This is a genomic window from Arthrobacter sp. AOP36-A1-22 (assembly GCF_052377615.1).
Lineage (GTDB): Bacteria > Actinomycetota > Actinomycetes > Actinomycetales > Micrococcaceae > Arthrobacter_H.
On sequence record NZ_JBQSWX010000021.1, the window covers coordinates 44,829 to 61,178 of the forward strand.

Annotated in this window: 15 protein-coding genes and 1 pseudogene; 12 read left to right on the plus strand and 4 right to left on the minus strand. The window is 63.9% G+C overall.

The window, feature by feature from the left end:
• The first annotated feature begins 5 nt into the window (after nucleotides 1-5).
• Nucleotides 6-944 carry a lysophospholipid acyltransferase family protein gene (locus ACT3S2_RS12325; RefSeq protein ID WP_444555111.1) on the plus strand — a complete coding sequence of 313 codons (939 nt, stop codon included), beginning with the start codon at nucleotides 6-8 and terminating at the stop codon, nucleotides 942-944.
• Nucleotides 945-1,047: 103 nt separating this feature from the next.
• Entirely contained in the window at nucleotides 1,048-2,445 is a 1,398-nt protein-coding gene (locus tag ACT3S2_RS12330) for a class II 3-deoxy-7-phosphoheptulonate synthase (protein WP_444555110.1), read from the plus strand.
• 89 nt (nucleotides 2,446-2,534) lie between these two features.
• Here ACT3S2_RS12330 and ACT3S2_RS12335 read toward each other — a convergent pair whose 3' ends face one another.
• A complete protein-coding gene (locus ACT3S2_RS12335; protein WP_444561760.1) occupies nucleotides 2,535-4,688 on the minus strand; it encodes a PASTA domain-containing protein in 2,154 nt (717 codons plus the stop codon).
• Between the two features lie 147 nt (nucleotides 4,689-4,835).
• Nucleotides 4,836-5,084, minus strand: a complete 249-nt coding sequence (locus ACT3S2_RS12340; protein WP_086994524.1) for a WhiB family transcriptional regulator — start codon at nucleotides 5,082-5,084, stop codon at nucleotides 4,836-4,838.
• A 305-nt stretch (nucleotides 5,085-5,389) separates the two neighbouring features.
• Between ACT3S2_RS12340 and ACT3S2_RS12345 the strand changes: the two genes are divergently transcribed.
• Nucleotides 5,390-5,833: a hypothetical protein gene (locus ACT3S2_RS12345; RefSeq protein WP_444555108.1), complete on the plus strand. Its 444-nt coding sequence runs from the start codon at nucleotides 5,390-5,392 to the stop codon at nucleotides 5,831-5,833.
• Here the strand turns inward: ACT3S2_RS12345 and ACT3S2_RS12350 are convergent.
• Nucleotides 5,830-9,009, minus strand: coding sequence for an FtsK/SpoIIIE domain-containing protein (locus tag ACT3S2_RS12350; protein WP_444555149.1), 3,180 nt, complete (start codon nucleotides 9,007-9,009; stop codon nucleotides 5,830-5,832). The genes ACT3S2_RS12345 and ACT3S2_RS12350 overlap by 4 nt on opposite strands.
• Before the next feature lie 168 nt (nucleotides 9,010-9,177).
• Nucleotides 9,178-9,645: pseudogene (locus ACT3S2_RS12355) on the minus strand (FHA domain-containing protein); the annotation flags it as partial.
• Between the two features lie 231 nt (nucleotides 9,646-9,876).
• On the opposite strand from ACT3S2_RS12355, the gene ACT3S2_RS12360 reads away from it, so the two are divergent.
• The 9 genes from ACT3S2_RS12360 to ACT3S2_RS12400 all read left to right on the plus strand — a co-directional run.
• Complete coding sequence (locus ACT3S2_RS12360) at nucleotides 9,877-11,103, plus strand: CpaF family protein (protein ID WP_444555107.1); 1,227 nt, start codon at nucleotides 9,877-9,879, stop codon at nucleotides 11,101-11,103.
• Nucleotides 11,100-11,951 (plus strand): type II secretion system F family protein, encoded by an 852-nt coding sequence (locus ACT3S2_RS12365; RefSeq protein ID WP_444555106.1) that lies wholly within the window; start codon nucleotides 11,100-11,102, stop codon nucleotides 11,949-11,951. Before ACT3S2_RS12360 ends, ACT3S2_RS12365 begins: the two co-directional genes overlap by 4 nt.
• Nucleotides 11,948-12,889, plus strand: coding sequence for a type II secretion system F family protein (locus ACT3S2_RS12370; RefSeq protein ID WP_444555105.1), 942 nt, complete (start codon nucleotides 11,948-11,950; stop codon nucleotides 12,887-12,889). The genes ACT3S2_RS12365 and ACT3S2_RS12370 overlap by 4 nt, the downstream gene beginning before the upstream one ends.
• Before the next feature lie 114 nt (nucleotides 12,890-13,003).
• Nucleotides 13,004-13,183, plus strand: coding sequence for a hypothetical protein (locus tag ACT3S2_RS12375; RefSeq protein ID WP_444555148.1), 180 nt, complete (start codon nucleotides 13,004-13,006; stop codon nucleotides 13,181-13,183).
• A 25-nt stretch (nucleotides 13,184-13,208) separates the two neighbouring features.
• Nucleotides 13,209-13,634, plus strand: coding sequence for a TadE family protein (locus ACT3S2_RS12380; RefSeq protein ID WP_444555104.1), 426 nt, complete (start codon nucleotides 13,209-13,211; stop codon nucleotides 13,632-13,634).
• 64 nt (nucleotides 13,635-13,698) lie between these two features.
• Entirely contained in the window at nucleotides 13,699-14,082 is a 384-nt protein-coding gene (locus ACT3S2_RS12385) for a hypothetical protein (RefSeq protein WP_444555103.1), read from the plus strand.
• 91 nt (nucleotides 14,083-14,173) lie between these two features.
• The gene (locus tag ACT3S2_RS12390) at nucleotides 14,174-14,605 is read left to right on the plus strand and encodes a hypothetical protein (protein WP_444555102.1); all 432 of its coding nucleotides are present in this window, start codon (nucleotides 14,174-14,176) and stop codon (nucleotides 14,603-14,605) included.
• A gap of 17 nt (nucleotides 14,606-14,622) precedes the next feature.
• Complete coding sequence (gene prfB, locus ACT3S2_RS12395) at nucleotides 14,623-15,741, plus strand: peptide chain release factor 2 (protein ID WP_444555101.1); 1,119 nt, start codon at nucleotides 14,623-14,625, stop codon at nucleotides 15,739-15,741.
• A 154-nt stretch (nucleotides 15,742-15,895) separates the two neighbouring features.
• The coding region (locus ACT3S2_RS12400) for an SDR family NAD(P)-dependent oxidoreductase (protein ID WP_444555100.1) at nucleotides 15,896-16,350 on the plus strand (455 nt) is incomplete at its 3' end.

Consider the following 16,350-nt stretch of genomic DNA (forward strand, 5'->3'; position numbering starts at 1 on the left):
CACACGTGTTTTATTGGATCATGAAGCGGCTGCTCATTGCACCGCTGACCAACCTGCTGTTCCGGCCGTGGGTCAAGGGCATGGACAACATCCCTGCCGAAGGTGGCGCGATCCTGGCCAGCAACCATCTCTCGGTCTCCGACTCGATCTTCCTGCCCGTGGCGGTGGACCGTCCGGTCGTCTTCCTGGCCAAAATGGAATATTTCACCGGCAAGGGCATCAAGGGCAAGCTCACTGCCTTGTTCTTCCGCCTCTCCAACCAGCTGCCGATGGATCGTTCCGGGGGTGCCGCCTCGGCGAACTCGCTGGGGGCGGGGGAGCAGGCCCTGCTGGACGGGAACCTGTTGGGCATCTACCCGGAGGGCACCCGCAGCCCCGACGGGCGCCTCTACCGGGGCAAGGTCGGGGTTGCCAAGCTGGCCCTGGCCACCGGCGTCCCGGTCATCCCGGTCGCCATGATCGGCACCGACAAGGTCCAGCCGATCGGCAAGACGGTACCGAACATCCGACGGGTCGGGCTGATCGTGGGCGAACCACTGGATTTCTCCCGCTACGAGGGGATGGAGGACGACCGCTTCGTCCAGCGCTCGGTCACCGACGAGATCATGTACGCCCTGATGCGCCTCTCCGGCCAGGAGTACGTCGACTCCTACGCCGCCTCCGTGAAGGCCAGGATCACTGCCGATCGGCTTGCCGAGCGCAAGGCGGCCCGTGAGGCCCTGGCGGAGAACGCCCGCGCCCAGGTCCGGGCCACGGTGGACGCCGCCAAGAAGGAGGTCGAACACATCCGTACCCCCAAGGACGGGGCGGACGGCGATACCACGGAGGAGCCCCCGGCAGCGGAGCAGACCACGGGGACCGGCCAGGCGGACGACGACGATGCTCCCAGCGACACCGGACTACCCGGGGATCCCGGGAAGAACGGCAACTCCAACCCGGCGTGAGCGGTGGTCGGGCGGCAGTACCGTCCTGCCCCGGATGACCGGCCGAAACGAAACTTTACGCCGCGAATAGGGTGCCGGCCCACGACCCGGATACGCTGGGTTGGTGACTGATTCGACCCAGACTTCCGCCCCGTTCCACCAGCCCATCCCCGGGCCCGCTGCCGATCCCGGCCTCGACGCCTGGCGCGAGCTCCCGATTTCACAGCAGCCCACGTGGTCCGGCCCGGAATATACGAAGGCAGTCGACGAGCTGGCCTCCCTGCCGCCGTTGGTCTTCGCCGGAGAAGTGGACATCCTGCGCGAGCGGCTGGCCGCCGCGGCCCAGGGCCATGCCTTCCTGCTGCAAGGGGGCGATTGCGCCGAGACCTTTGCCGGGGCAACCGCCGACCGCATTAGCGCCCGGGTGAAGACGATCCTGCAGATGTCCGTCGTCCTGACCTATGGCGCCTCGATGCCCGTGGTGAAGATGGGGCGCATGGCCGGGCAGTTCGCCAAGCCGCGCTCCTCGGATTCGGAGACCCGCGAGGGGGTCACCTTGCCGGCGTTCCGCGGTGACATCGTCAACGGGTTCGAGTTCACCCCCGAGTCCCGCCGTCATGACCCGGCCCGGATGGTCAAGGCCTACAACACCTCGGCCGCCACGTTGAACCTCATCCGCGCCTTCACCCAGGGCGGATTTGCCGACCTGCGCAGCGTGCATCATTGGAACAAGGGCTTCCGGGCCAACCCGGCCCACAGCCAGTACGAGTCGCTGGCTGCCGAAATCGACCGCGCGGTGCGGTTCATGGACGCCTGCGGTGCAGACTTCGAAGCACTGAAGACCACCGAGTTCTTTGCCAGCCACGAGGCCCTCCTGTTGGATTACGAACGGGCCTTGACCCGCACGGACTCGCGCACGGGCCAGCCCTACGACACCTCCGGGCACTTCCTCTGGATTGGGGAGCGGACGCGGCAGCTCGACAGCGCCCACGTCGATTTCCTTTCCCGGGTGCGCAACCCGTTGGGGGTCAAGTTGGGCCCGAACACGACGCCCGAGGATGCCCTGGCCCTGGTGGAGAAACTGGACCCGAACCGCGAGCCGGGCCGGCTGACGTTCATCACCCGCATGGGGGCGAAGAATATCCGCGAGAAGCTTCCGGACCTCGTGGAGAAGGTCACCGCCTCCGGGGCCCAGGTCCTCTGGGTCACCGACCCGATGCACGGCAACACGGTGACCAGCGAGAACGGCTACAAGACCCGGAAGTTCGATGACGTCATGGACGAGGTGCGGGGCTTCTTCGATGTCCACAACTCGTTGGGCACCTACGCCGGCGGACTGCATGTGGAGATGACCGGTGACGACGTGGCCGAATGCCTCGGCGGTGCCGACCCGATCCGCGCCGACCAGTTCGACGATCTCTACGAATCCGTCTGCGATCCGCGGTTGAACCACCGGCAGTCCCTGGAGATGGCGTTCCTGGTGGCCGGCGCATTGGCCGAGCGCAAGCCGCGCACCGACTGATCGACCTGAAGCGCCACACGACGAAGGCCACGCCCGGGGAAGACCCCGGACGTGGCCTTGTCGTTGGAGGATCGAGCGGGCGGGGTGGCTCAGACGACCCCGAGGGTCACCGTGGACCCTTCGGGGAGTTCGCCGGAGGACGGGTCCTGCGTGGCCACCGTGCCGAAGATGATGCCGAAGCTGCCTTCGTTGATCTCGACCTCGAAGCCGGCGTCTTTGAGGATCTTCTCGGCCTTCTCCAACTGCTTGCCGCGCACCTTGGGCACCTCGACCATCCGCGGTCCCTTGGAAACGGCGAAGGTGACGGTCGTTCCCCGCTTGGCCTTTCCGGAGGAGGGCTCCTGCGAAATGACGATCCCCTTGTCGACCTTCTTGTCGAATTCCTTGCCTGACACCTCCGGTTCCAGGCCCGCGTCCTTCAACGTGGCTTTGGCGTCCTTCTCGGTGCGGCCGGTGACGTCGGGGACCTTGACGGGGGCCCGACCACGGGAGACCACGTAGGAGACCTTGGTCCCCCGGCGCACCTTCGACTCCGGCTTCGGCTTCTGCGAAACGACCTGACCGGCGGCGATCGATTCGTCGTACTCCTTCTTGGCCTTCCCCGGCACGACCTCGGCGTCCTTCAGGGCTTTTTGGGCGGTCGATTCCTCCAGCCCGACCACGTTGGGCACCGCAAAAAGCTCCGGACCTTTGGAGATCAGGAGCTCGACTGACTGGTAGCGGCGGATGGTGGTCCCCGCTTCCGGTTCGGAACCAACCACCAGGCCCTTCTTGATCTCGTCGTCGAAGACCCGGGTCGCACTGGACGAAACGCGGCCCGCCTCCAGGGCCTGCTGGGCGGAGGCAGCCGACTGGCCACTGAGCTGGGGGATCTGCACCGGTGAACCGGGGCCCATCCCGAAGAACCAGGCTGCGGTGGCCACCAGCGCGGTCACCAGGAAAAGTATGATGCCCAGGATCCAACCACGTCGTCGAGACGAGGGGGAAGCAAGGCTCTCCCGGGGTTTCTGTGCTTCACGCGCCCACTGCCGGCGGGAGTTTTTGGCCTCCTTGCGGGTCTGGCGTTCACGGGCCCGCCGGGACAGCATGGCCTGCTTCGACCGGCCGGCTCCGGACGCGGAGTCGAGGGCGGGTTGTTCTCCGGTATCGGTGGAATCGTTGTATCGGGGCAGTGCCTGTGTCGCTCCTGCAGGCGTTGAAATGACGCTGGTGGCGTTGTCTGGGACGCCCAACACCTCGGTTGCCCCATCCGGAAGGCCGGTCTGGCCGATGGCTTCGGTCCGGGCCGTGCCGTCGTCGGCGGCCGGCAGGGACATCGGGGCCCCGACGATCCGGGTGGGTGCGGATCCCGGCCCGGTATCCGGGGCGTCGGAATCGACAACGGGCTGGTCGAGTTCCTCATCGGTGAGCGTCCGTCGGATCTGCCGGATCTCGCCCAGGAGTGCTTCGGCATCCTGTGGCCGGTCCTCGGGTTCCTTGCGGGTGCAGAACTCCACGAGTTCATCGAGGTCGGCAGCAAGGTTCGGCAGGAGGAGCGAAGGGGCCGGCACGTCATTGGAGACATGCTGGTAGGCGATGGCAATGGGAGCTTCGGCCACGAAGGGCTGGCGCCCGGTGAGCATCTCGTACAACATGATGCCCACGGCGTAGATGTCGCTGCGGGCGTCGGCGGGGGCCCCGGTGACGAGTTCGGGGGAGACGTAGGCCACCGTGCCGATGAGGTTGCCGGTGGAGGTCTGGTTGCTCGCGGCGCGGGCCAGCCCGAAGTCGGCGAGTTTGATCTGGCCCGAATTCGACAGCAGGACGTTTTCCGGCTTGATATCGCGATGGACCAGGCCTGCAGCGTGTGCCGCGGCCAGGCCCTCGACGACCGCGTCCAGCAGGGCCAAGGCCTGGCGCGGTGCCATGCGTCCCTGGCTCTTGAGCAGGTCGCGCAGGGTATGGCCGTTGACGAGCTCCATGGCCAGGTAGGCGGTGTGTCCGTCGACGCCGGTATCCAGGACACCGACGATATGCGGATGGGAGAAACCGGCTGCGGTGATCGCCTCGGCACGGAAGCGCTCGACCAGCACCGGGTCCTCGGCCAAGTGTGGATGCAGGATCTTCAGCGCCACGTTGCGTTCGAGGCGGATGTCGGTGGCGAGATAGACCGTGGACATGCCGCCGACGGCCAACCGCTCGACAATGCGATAGCGGCCGTCGATCATCGTGCCCCGGTCGGGACTGGCTCCGTGTTCACTCACCCCACGATGGTAGCCAGAACCCGGCGCCTTTCCGTGGACATCCGCTCGGGGGAGGCGGAATCGTTGGGTGACGCTCAGGTCCTTAAACAGCCGGAGGGAGCGAATCCGTGGATTCGCTCCCTCCGAACGGCTAGAGGTTCTGTCTCGCTATGATGCGCGGCGGGCCCGGGCTGCGCGGCGCTTCAGGGCGCGGCGCTCGTCTTCGCTCATGCCACCCCAAACACCGGCGTCCTGGCCGGATTCGATGGCCCACTGAAGGCAGGTGTCGATGACCGGGCACCGGCGGCAGACGCTCTTGGCCTCTTCGATCTGGAGCAAGGCTGGTCCGGTGTTCCCCACGGGGAAGAACAACTCGGGGTCTTTGTCCAGGCAGGCTGCGCGACTACGCCAATCCATGCTTTTTGATGCTCCTTGGAATAGGTTTCGGGGGACGACCCACCACGGTCAATCCGAAGAGTGGGGCGGTGGCAGCACAAAAGAGAGCACTCACGAATGCTCCCGTTCACCTGCCCCATAAGATTGTCATGTTACTTGTGTGTAAACAAGGGTTGGACCGCAACCAATCGTTTCATGACACTGAGGCTTTTCTCACCCCAGCAAGGCCTTGCGGGGCAGGCGTTCCCATGTCAAGGCCCGCTCCGGGGGTGCCCTGGGGACACCGTCTGGTTGGGCCTGCCCAGCTCGTCGAGTAGATTCGGGGGGTGAGTTCCCCGAGTTCCCCCTCCCACCCTCCCCACGATCCGGCAGCCGTCCGTCGGCGCCCGCCATCGATCGTCGTGGTGGCGATGTTGTTGTTGCTCGAGGCCGTCGCTGCACTGGGCGCGGCTGCTTGGTACGCCACGTCGCTGGGTGAACCCGGACCCTTGTCGATGGGTGGGCGCATCTTCATGCTCGTTCTGATTCTCGGGGCGGCAGCATGGCAGGCCAACGTCGGGGTCCAGGTGTTCAAGGGGAATGCCTGGACACGCGCGGCCGCCGTGGTCTGGCAGGTCTTCCAGGTCATCTTTGCTGTTTCGTTCCTCGGGAGCGGGGGGTGGAGCCTGGTGCTGGGCCTGACGCTGCTGATCCCGGCGGCAGCGATCATCCTGCTGATTTTTGATCCGAAGGCCACTGCATTCTTCGGAGACCGCACACCACAAAACTAGGCGTCGGCACCATCCGCGACGGCACATTGGATCTGGGTCAGCCTTCCCTGGCGCAGCACGACGGCCCGCCCCGGCAGTGCCAGTTGATGTGGCCGGAGCCTCCATCCGGGGAAGTCCCCGTCACTGGCTTGCCGGGGGTTGAGCAGAAGAAACGCAGCCGGTGGGAGCATTCGTGCCACCGGGGGGAGCCGAGCGAGCCCGACCCGTTCGGGTGAGGCCGACATGACGACATGGGTGCCTGAGCGGATCAGGGAATCCAGATGAGCCAGGTCGGCGTCGGTGAGTGCCAGAACGTCATCGAGGAACAACAAGTCCGGTGGGTCAGTGGCCGGGCCCAAGGACCAGCGGATATCGAGGCCGGACCCCAGCTGGCCGGCCATCATGCGCAGGACGTTCGATTTTCCTGTTCCCGGGCCGCCCAGGACGAGACCAACGCGGCCGGGTTCCCAGATCCACGGCCGGTGTTCCGGCGCCATGAGCCCGATCTGATATCGGCCCGGGTGGCGGTCGATGCGCGGCAGCTGGTCTGTGCCGACCCGTGAAGGCAGGGGATGACACGAGCGAAGCGGCAGATTGGTCGGCGGGCCCTGGGCCTGGACGGTCGATGGCGCCGGTGTACAGAGTTGGACGACGACCCCCCGCTCAGGGGTAAGGGGGGACGTATATACGGCGCGCCCCGGGTATGGACCGGTGTTCTTGAGTCGTGGCCAGCCCATCAAGGTTTCTTCGCCCAGGCCAAAACGGAGGTACAGCCGATGGTCTGCCAAAGCGTGGAACCGGGAGGAGGTCAGATCACGATCCCCGGTGACGATGAGACACGTGTTTTCCCGCTCCGTCGTACGGGCCAGGGCCGCGAGCCGGTCATCGAGGGAAGCGAAGTCCGAAACCCCCAGCACCGTGGCCCATGCCGCGAGTCCGCTGACGAGCAGGACCCGAGTTGCTGTCGGTTGGTCTGCGGCATCCGGCGGTGCATCAAAGACGTCCAGGAGTTCATGGACACGTTCCGGTTCCCCGGCAGTGACGTAACCGGCGACACGTGGGTTCCCGGAACCGGGGCCGAAGTGTCCTGCCCCGTCCAACACGTAGATGTGGCGCTCCGGTTCCCCCTGAGCGAGGGTGTTGAGTAGTCCGAGGAGCGAAGCGGCAGCGGAACTTCCTGGACCGGCGATGACTGCTAGGCGTCTTTGGGATTCAGGAATCCACCACAGCGGCAGCAGACGCTGATGCTCGATGTCGTCGATCAGGCCGAGCGCGATGGCCCCCTCGGGCCGTTGCGTACGGAGCCGTCGCGGTATGAAATGGAGTTCGACAGGGAGCGGTGCAGCGAACGTCGCGACCGGGGACGGCGGCTCCTGGACATCCGAGGTCCTTCGTTCCAGAAGCCCTGCCGGGGAAGAATCCGCGGGCTGTGGTCGGTGGATCGTCGTGATGGGACGGCAGTCCTGGAACCCTGGGCCTGTTTCCCACACCTTCCAGACCGGTGCGTCGTCGCCGACGGGCAGGGACCGAAAAGGCATGGGCGGATCACCGGCTCGACGCATGAAGCCGAGCCCCGGGCTGGACGCAGGGAGTTCGGCGGCCGCCGAAGTGCCAAGGAGCTCGCTCGAATCCAGTGGGCTGAGCAGACGAAGGGCGATGACCGTGTTGATGTTGGCGCGCATGGACGCCGTGACGACTCCCTGCGGGCGTTGGGTGGCGAGCAGCAGATGCACACCCAGGGACCGCCCCACTGTTGCGATGCGCATGAGTTCAGGAACGGCGTCGGGCAGTTCGTCGCTGAGGACACGAAACTCGTCGACGATGACCACGAGGCGCGGAAGTGGTCCGGACACCGAATCGGCAAGGGCCCGATAGCGGGCGTAGTCTTCTGCCTTTGCCTCCTTGAAGAGTGATTCCCTGCGCTGTAGTTCAACTCGTAGTCCGCCGAGGACCCGTTCTCCGGATTCGGCATTGAGATCAGTCACCAGGGTTTGGCAATGTGGTGTTTCTGCGTAGGGCCCCAGCGTGGCTCCACCTTTGAAATCCAGCAGGAGCAGCGACAACTGATCCGGACCGTAGCGGCAGACCAGATCCAGGGTCATGGCCTTGAGGAGTTCGGACTTTCCCGAGCCGGTGGTTCCCGTGACGAGGACGTGGGGACCATCGCAGACGAAGTCCAAGGACACGGCAGTCCCCTCACAGACACCAAATCGACTCAGGAGTGATTCTGCCGAGGAGGCCTGCCAGACGGGGGTGTGCCCTGCCGAACCTCCGCGAGGTGTATCGAGTTCGTCGTCGCGTGCGGCTGCCCCCGCAGCAGGAAACTCCAGCTCTTGTTGGGATGACCTGCAGGCCGTGGAGAAAGTCGCGGAGGAGATGCCGTCCACCGCGACCAGAACCTCGTCGTCGCCGTGGCTCAACGTGGACGTGGTGAGGTCGAGACTCCAGTCGGCCGTGGCCTCGGATATTGGAGTGGTGAGGATCAGGGCCGGCGGCTGGCGGTCCCCGTCGATACCGCGGATCGCCGCAGCGATGCGGTCTCCACCGAGGGTCCCTGGCGTGACCAGCAGGACCGAGGAAGGGTGCAGGGCGGGTATGAGCAGCAAGGCTTCATCCGCGTCGTTGCACACGCGCAGGCACGGCATGAGCCGTACTTCCATTGGGAGGGTATCGGTCCCGCCGATGATCATCAGGGTCGAAGCCGCAAGAGAACAGGCTTGGGAAAGCTGGATGACGGCCGAGCGGATGAGCGGGCCGAGGCCCGGTTCTGGTCCCGACAGGAGCCCCAATTTACCTGAAGAAATCGTGATGATGACGGGAGCGTTGACGGAAGGCACCTGGGGACCTCGGTCGGAAGGTGGCTGGAGGATGAGTGGTGGGACCACGCGTCCTGACCCAAGACGCAGGGGGTGGGAGACAGCTGCTGGCTGCCGTGCTTTGAGCGAGGCGCTGCCCCTTCTCGTGTTTTGGAGAACCTGGAGTCCGACTGGTGGGACCAGGTGTTCCATGTCCTGGATCAATTCCGTCGAGATGCCGTGGATACGTCGACGCAAATGACGACGTGAATTGAGCTCGATGGTCGCCGGGACCCCGCCGGTGACGAGGCCGAAAGCGCTGAAAGCCAAAAAGAACCATGAACCCAGGGTCAGCGCCAGAACGATACCGATGAGGAGGGGGAGGGCCGCTGTAGTCATCATCAGCCACGGCCTGCTGCCGGAAGCGGGGCGTGATAGTTGCGTCGGAGGTGGCGGCCATGGAGCCGGACGATCATAGGGGGACCGCGCATGGCCATCGACCCGGACGGAGTGAATGCGGAAGGTGGTGTTCCCCAGGGAGAACTCGTCGTCGGCGCCGAGGAACTGTTTCCTTGGTTTTGAGACACCGCGTCCGGTTGATCGTGGACCAGTGGTTTCCACAAGTGCAATGGAGGTCTTGTCGACGATGATGTCGGCATGGTGGCGGGAAAGCCCGGGATCGGAAGTAGCCAGGTCGCAGTCACCGCGTCCGATGGAGTATCTCCCGCGGGTCAGGAGCAGACGGGGACCACAATCCGGTCCTTTGATGGCAACCAGCCATATTTCGGAGGGCGTAGGCGGAGGTGAAAATGGTCGGCTGAACGGTGTGAGGGTCACCATCCCCTCGGTGGGGAGCTGTTCCACCTGATCCAGCTGTCCGCCACCGGCCAGACGGAGTCGCGCGTAGCCCAGATCGGTCAGGACACTTCCCAGCTCGGCCCCCGATAGACCGTCGGGGCCGGTGACTTCGAAACTCGTTGTCCGGGCAGCGTCGAACGGGCCCCAGGGCTGTCGGACGACGGCGACGTGAAGTGTCATGTGAAAGCGCCTTTCGCTCAATGATCCCCGGCTCCAGGTCACGTTAGCCCGGATTCACAAGCGCAATATTTATTAGCGAAATATTGTGGATAACATGCACAAGGATTTTCCACACATGGGCCTAATCCCTTGTTTGATGCATGCGGTGTGGGTAACGTCACAAGAGTTGTCCCAGCGGAGGACACCACGGGTATCAAGTCCTGTGCCCAGAACTTTGCACGGGAGATGCAGGTGGACGGACAACGCACCATCGAGGACGAGGCACGCGAGCGTGTTCGGCGCCGGGGACTGGACCCTTCCGAACATGTCGCCGAGATCCGTCGGATCGTGGACATGGCAGTGCGTGACTACGATGAACGATCCTTATTGGAAGGGCTGCCACGACTCGGGGACCTGGAGGAAGCAGGCAGATCGGTCTTCGACGCCATCGCGGGCTTCGGGCCGTTGCAGCCGCTATTGGATGACCCGGAGGTCGAGGAGATCTGGATCAACTCTCCTTCGGAGGTTTTTGCTGCGCGGGGCGGCAGTTCTGAATTGACCTCGATTCGGTTGGACGACGGGCATGTGCGGATCCTGGTGGAACGCATGTTGAAGACGTCGGGCCGCCGCCTGGACCTATCCACACCCTTTGTCGATGCCGCGCTGCCGGATGGGTCGCGTCTGCACGTGGTCATCCCGGATATCACCAGAAAACACTGGTCGGTCAACATCAGGAAATTCATTGCCAGGGCATCTCGCCTTGATCATCTGGTTGAGCTGGGATCGCTCAGCCGACAGGCCGCTGACTATTTGCACTCCGCTGTTGGGGCTGGACTCAATGTGCTGGTCTCCGGGGCCACACAGGCAGGAAAAACTACGCTGCTGAATTGCCTGGCTTCGGGGATCGGTAGCCGCGAGCGAGTCATCACGGTGGAGGAGATCTTTGAACTCAAGATTCCACTGCGCGATGTAGTGGCCATGCAGTGCCGCCAGTCGAACTTGGAAGGTCACGGCCAAATCGACATGCGCCGCATCGTCAAGGAGGCTCTGCGCATGCGGCCGGACAGGATCATTGTCGGAGAAGTCCGCGAAGCAGAAGCGTTGGACATGCTGATCGCGATGAACTCGGGACTTCCGGGGATGGCTAGCGTTCACGCCAACTCCGCCCGGGACGCCGTCACGAAAATCTGTACGCTGCCCCTGCTGGCCGGAGAAAACATCAACTCCAATTTCGTGCTGCCGACCGTTGCCTCCTGCATCGACCTGGTGGTGCACTGCGAGCGGAGTGCTGCGGGGCATCGCAGGGTTTCCGAGATCATCAAGCTAGGTCGCAGGGTCGAAAACGGCATCATCGAGTCCTCGACGACGTTCAAACGGACCGACGGCGAACTACGGATGGCTCCGTCGGCGGATCTGGCCCACGACAAGTTCGACAACGCTGGAATCGACCCGACCTTGCTCTTGGGGGTCGGACAATGACTTTGGTCTGGGGGCTGGTCTTGGGCCTGGGACTCCTATTGGTTTGGCAGGCATGCTGGAGCGAACCAGCGAAGCCGGCGAAACCACGGAAGCGCCGAATCCAGGCGCTGCTGTTGCGTGCCGGACTGGATAAGGTCAGTGTCGCTGGCTTCATGTCTGCCATGCTGCTCTGTTTCGTCATCGTCGCCGTGATCGTCTTTGTTGTGACGTTGTCGCCGCTGATCGCTCCCATATTCGGAGCTTTTGGCACACTCGTCCCGATGTTGGTCGTCCGCTGGCGTGCAGCCAAGCGAGCAATGGTGCTCCGGGAGCAATGGCCGGATGTGGTCGACCATCTTCGGTCGGCCATCCGGGCCGGTCTGTCGTTGCCGGAGGCGCTGATGCAATTGGGGGTTCAAGGCCCCGAGCAACTCCGGCCGGCCTTTACGGAATTCGGGCTCGACTACCGGGCAACGTCGCATTTTGTTGATGCGATGGAGCGACTACGGTACCGACTGGCAGATCCCGTCGCCGACAAGATCGTTGCGGCCCTGATGATCACCCGCGAGGTCGGTGGCTCGGATCTGGGAGAGATGCTGGGGACTTTGGGCGGGTTCCTCCGCGATAGTGCCCGCACCCGTGGCGAGCTCGAAGCTCGACAGTCATGGACGGTGAACGCGGCGCGCCTGGCCGTCGCTGCTCCCTGGGTGATCCTGCTACTCATGGCGTCCCAGCCACAAGCGGTCAAAGCATATTCAACGGTCGGAGGCGCCGTCGTACTTTTGGGCGGGCTGTTCATTTCCTTCTTGTGCTACAGGATCATGCTGGGTATTGGGACATTGCCCTCCGAGGAAAGAATCCTCAAATGACGGGCTCAATTGCCTGGTCCCTGGCGTTGGGGCTGCTGCTGGGCTCAGGACTCTGGTTGTGTTTTGTGAGACTTCCCGCCCTGCGTCGGGTGAAGTTCTCAGATCGCATTTCCGGGCAATTGCGCCCGGCCGCGAATCCTTCCGGGACCCGCCCCGGTCAAGTTGCGGCGGAAACGCCACTGGGTCCGCTGGTCAAGATCCTCTGGCCGGTCCTGAAGGATCTTGTCACCATGTTGAACCGTTTCAATCCGGCTGGGGGAGGAATTCAACGGCGGCTCCAACGGGCAGGACTGGTGGCGAGCGTTACCGAATACCGGATATCGCAATTGACTTATGCAGGTGCCGGACTTCTGCTGGGAAGCATTTTCGTTGTCGCATCGGCGGCGAGGGGGAACTTCAACGGGGTCCTGGCAATCACGGTGCTGTTGATCGCGGGGGTAGCGGGATTTGCGTTCCGAGAATGGCATCTCACGGAGCTGGGGACCCGACGGAGCCGGAGGATTCTGGGGCAGTTTCCGAGCATTGCCGAACTCATCGCCTTGGCCGTGGGGGCGGGGGAGAGCACAGTGGGGGCCATCGAGCGTATCTGCAGCACTGCCGAAGGCGATTTACCGGACGAATTCAAGGCCCTATTGGCGGATGTTCGATCCGGAACGCCCATGACAACGGCGTTCCAACGGCTGGCCAGAAGACTTGATCTCAACGCAATGACCCGATTTTCCGACGCAATCACGGTCGCAGCAGAGCGCGGGACGCCATTGGCAGAAGTGTTGCGGGCCCAAGCCCAAGATGTCCGGGACGCAGCCAAAAGAGAGTTGATGGAGACTGCCGGGCGTAAGGAAATCAGCATGATGATCCCCGTTGTCTTCGGCATGCTCCCGCTCACCATCGTCTTCGCCGTCTATCCGGGTCTCTCGCTGATCGACATGAACCTCTGAATGCCGAATGGGGTCTTATCCGCGGCATCCAGCCATCTAGCAGGAAGGCACAACACAATGAAGTACGCATGGAGCCAAGCCAGGGCACTCGGATTGACGGCGACGTTGATCTGCATGGCCAGGGTCCAAGGCCTCGGCTCGCGGTTTCGCGATGACGAACGGGGAGATGTACCTGGGTGGGTCATGATCACGCTGATGTCTGCGGTGCTGGTGGCGGCGCTGCTCGCCGTCGCGGGCCCGCGATTGAGCGATCTGTTCAACCAGGCCATCAACCGGGTATCCGGTCTCGGCTAGGAGGAGCCAGGACGAGATAGCCTCGATGAAGACTCTGCAGCATGCCGACAGGTGTCGCACGAAGCACGGCGCGGAAGCCGGTCCGGAGAACGGTTCCGCCGTCGCGGAATTCGTCATGGTATCTGCCCTGTTGACGATGCTGTTCGTCTCCGTTCTGCAACTGGCACTTGTCCTGCACGTACGCAACACGTTGATGGACGCCGCCGCGTCGGGAGCGCGGTTCGGCACACTGGCTGATCGTTCACCGGCTGAGGGGGCGCAGCGTACGAGGGAACTCATCGATGGTTCGCTGGGGCCGGGACTGAACAAGGACGTCGAATTCACAGCCACGACCATCGGCGGTCAGCCTGGGCTCAAGATAACAGTCAGCACTCCCTTACCACTGCTGGGGTACTTTGCGGTGGGTGGGCATCTGCATGTCAGCGGGGAAGCGGCGCGATATGGCGGATAGGGAGCTCATGAAACGAATCCGCCAGACGTGGGCCGATGGGCATTCATCGGAACGTGGATCCTCCATGGTTGAATTCATCTTCCTCGGGGTCCTCCTGCTGGTTCCGGTCACCTACCTCATCATCAGCGCTTCGCAGTTGCAGGCTGCCTCCTTCGCTGCAGTCGGTGCTGCAGACCATGCTGCAAGGACGTTCGCGACTGCCGATACCGAGACGGAAGGGGCGGCCCGGGCCAGGAACGCGGTTGAGGTGGCGTTGGGAAATCTTGCCGTGGACTCCCAGGCGGCAACGATGGAATACCGGTGTTCGCCGTCCTGCCTTGAGCCGGGGTCGACGGTGACGGTGGATGTCTCCATTCGTGTGGGACTGCCGTACCTGCCACCAGGAGTGGACCTTGATTTCGGGCGGTCTTCCTCGTCGGCAACCGTCCGCGTTGATCGGTATGGGTGAGTCGAACATGTCCACCGGAAGACGATGGTTCACCGGACACCGCCCCGGGTGCCGCAGAGTGCACGGGGCGTGGGGCCGCCACCGACCCCCCATGACCGAGGAAACCGGACAATCGATGATCCTGATCATCGGCTATGTACTGATAGTGCTCCTCGCCGTCAGCGCGACCCTGGCTGCAACCCTGGTCAACACGCAGGCCCGCAAACTCCTGAGCGTTGCCGATAGTGCCGTCACGGCTGCGGCCGACAGCTTCGAAGTGGAGGAAAATGGCGAAGACGGTGCCCTGGACTTGCGTCTGAGCGACGAAGGAGTGGCGGCGGCCGCCGCCAAGTACGTGGCCGACGTGGGTGCGGCGGAGAGGTTCGACGGATTCGCCCTGGCGCGCGCCAGCTCCAGCGGAGACGACACCACAGCGGTCGTGCGCCTGAGCGCGGTGGTGCGCCCACCCATTATTGGTTGGTTCGTCCCCGAGGGGATTCCCATCAGCGTCGAGTCCAGTGCCCGAACCGGACTCACCAGATGACGTAGTCTTGGAAGATCATGGCTTCTACTGACTTTCCCGCGGAAATCCGCGACCTGCGCAATACATTCGCCTCCATCGAAGCCGTCACCGACATCGAGCGGATCAAGACGGATATCTCCGAGCTATCCGAACAGGCTGGTGTCCCTGACCTCTGGGACGATCCCGCTGCGGCGCAGGTCATCACCTCCAAGCTTTCCCACCGGCAATCCGAACTGGGCAAGATCGAGCGGCTTGAAGCCCGCATTGATGACCTTGAGGTCCTGGTCGAGCTCGCGGCAGAGGAAAACGACGCTGACTCCCGGGCCGAAGCCGAGAAGGAGCTGAAGTCCCTGCGCAAGGCGCTCAGCCAGCTCGAAGTCGTCACCCTGCTTGCCGGGGAATACGACGAGCGGGCCGCGGTGGTCACCATCCGTGCCGGCGCCGGTGGTGTTGATGCCGCAGACTTCGCCGACATGCTCATGCGCATGTATCTGCGCTGGGCCGAACGCCACGGCTACACGACGACGGTCATGGACACCTCCTACGCCGAGGAAGCCGGCCTGAAGTCCGCGACGTTCGAGGTCAATGCCCCTTACGCCTTCGGGACGTTATCCGTCGAGGCAGGTACCCACCGGCTGGTGCGGATCAGTCCCTTCGACAACCAGGGACGTCGCCAGACCTCCTTTGCTGCTGTTGAAGTCATCCCGCTCATCGAAAAGACCGACTCGGTAGAGATCCCCGACAACGAGCTCAAAATCGATGTGTTCCGCTCCTCCGGCCCCGGAGGCCAGTCGGTGAACACCACCGACTCCGCCGTGCGGATGACCCACATCCCCACCGGGATCGTCGTCTCGATGCAGAACGAGAAATCCCAGATCCAGAACCGGGCCGCCGCCCTGCGCGTCATGCAGTCCCGGCTCCTCTTGGCGCGTCAGGAAGAAGAGAACGCGGCGAAGAAGGCGCTCGCCGGTGACGTCAAGGCCTCCTGGGGCGATCAGATGCGTTCGTACGTGCTCAACCCGTATCAGATGGTCAAGGACCTGCGGACCGAGCACGAGGTCGGCAATACCGGTGCCGTCTTCGACGGGGAGATCGACGACTTCATCGACGCAGGAATCCGCTGGCGGGCCAACGCCCGGCATGAACACGCCGAATAACACCCGTCACGACGCCCCGCAGAGGCCGCCGTCCCCTGACAGTTCCACCGCTGCCGTGCAATGATCCGAGTGCAGCGATCAACGGCGTGCTGCTTGGCCGGCCGCCTTCGATGATCGCTGGAACAGCGTGAAGTGCGAGAACGGGAGCAAAGCAATGAGCGGATATCTGCAGGGACGCCAGGCAATCGTCACCGGGGGAGCCAGCGGCATCGGAGCCGCATGTGCCCGGGCCTTTGCCGAGCGTGGTGCAACGGTCACGGTCGCGGACCTCAACGGGGAAGCTGCCGAGCAGGTCGCCTCCGAGATCGGCGGCAAGGCATGGCAGATCGACCTGGGGGACACCTCGGCGCTGGAGGACCTCAGCCTGGAAGCGGACATCCTGGTGAACAATGCAGGGATCCAGCGCATCAACCCCGTGCACGAATTCGTTCCCGACGACTGGCGGCTGATCCACCGGCTCATGCTCGAAGCGCCCTTCCTGCTCATCCGTGCGGTGCTTCCGGGCATGTATGAACGTGGGTTCGGGCGGATCATCAACCTCTCGAGCATCCATGGGCTGCGCGCCTCCGCCTATAAGAGTGCCTATGTCGCCGCGAAGCATGGCCTAGA

Bases quoted from the DNA above. Each gene is read 5' to 3' on its own strand.
- ACT3S2_RS12340 (WP_086994524.1), bottom strand. From the start codon at position 5,084: ATGGATTGGCGTAGTCGCGCAGCCTGCCTGGACAAAGACCCCGAGTTG.
- ACT3S2_RS12350 (WP_444555149.1), bottom strand. From the start codon at position 9,009: ATGATGACTACAGCGGCCCTCCCCCTCCTCATCGGTATCGTTCTGGCG.
- ACT3S2_RS12365 (WP_444555106.1), top strand. From the start codon at position 11,100: ATGACTTTGGTCTGGGGGCTGGTCTTGGGCCTGGGACTCCTATTGGTT.
- ACT3S2_RS12370 (WP_444555105.1), top strand. From the start codon at position 11,948: ATGACGGGCTCAATTGCCTGGTCCCTGGCGTTGGGGCTGCTGCTGGGC.
- ACT3S2_RS12375 (WP_444555148.1), top strand. From the start codon at position 13,004: ATGGCCAGGGTCCAAGGCCTCGGCTCGCGGTTTCGCGATGACGAACGG.
- ACT3S2_RS12380 (WP_444555104.1), top strand. From the start codon at position 13,209: ATGAAGACTCTGCAGCATGCCGACAGGTGTCGCACGAAGCACGGCGCG.
- ACT3S2_RS12385 (WP_444555103.1), top strand. From the start codon at position 13,699: ATGGTTGAATTCATCTTCCTCGGGGTCCTCCTGCTGGTTCCGGTCACC.
- ACT3S2_RS12390 (WP_444555102.1), top strand. From the start codon at position 14,174: ATGACCGAGGAAACCGGACAATCGATGATCCTGATCATCGGCTATGTA.
- prfB (WP_444555101.1), top strand. From the start codon at position 14,623: ATGGCTTCTACTGACTTTCCCGCGGAAATCCGCGACCTGCGCAATACA.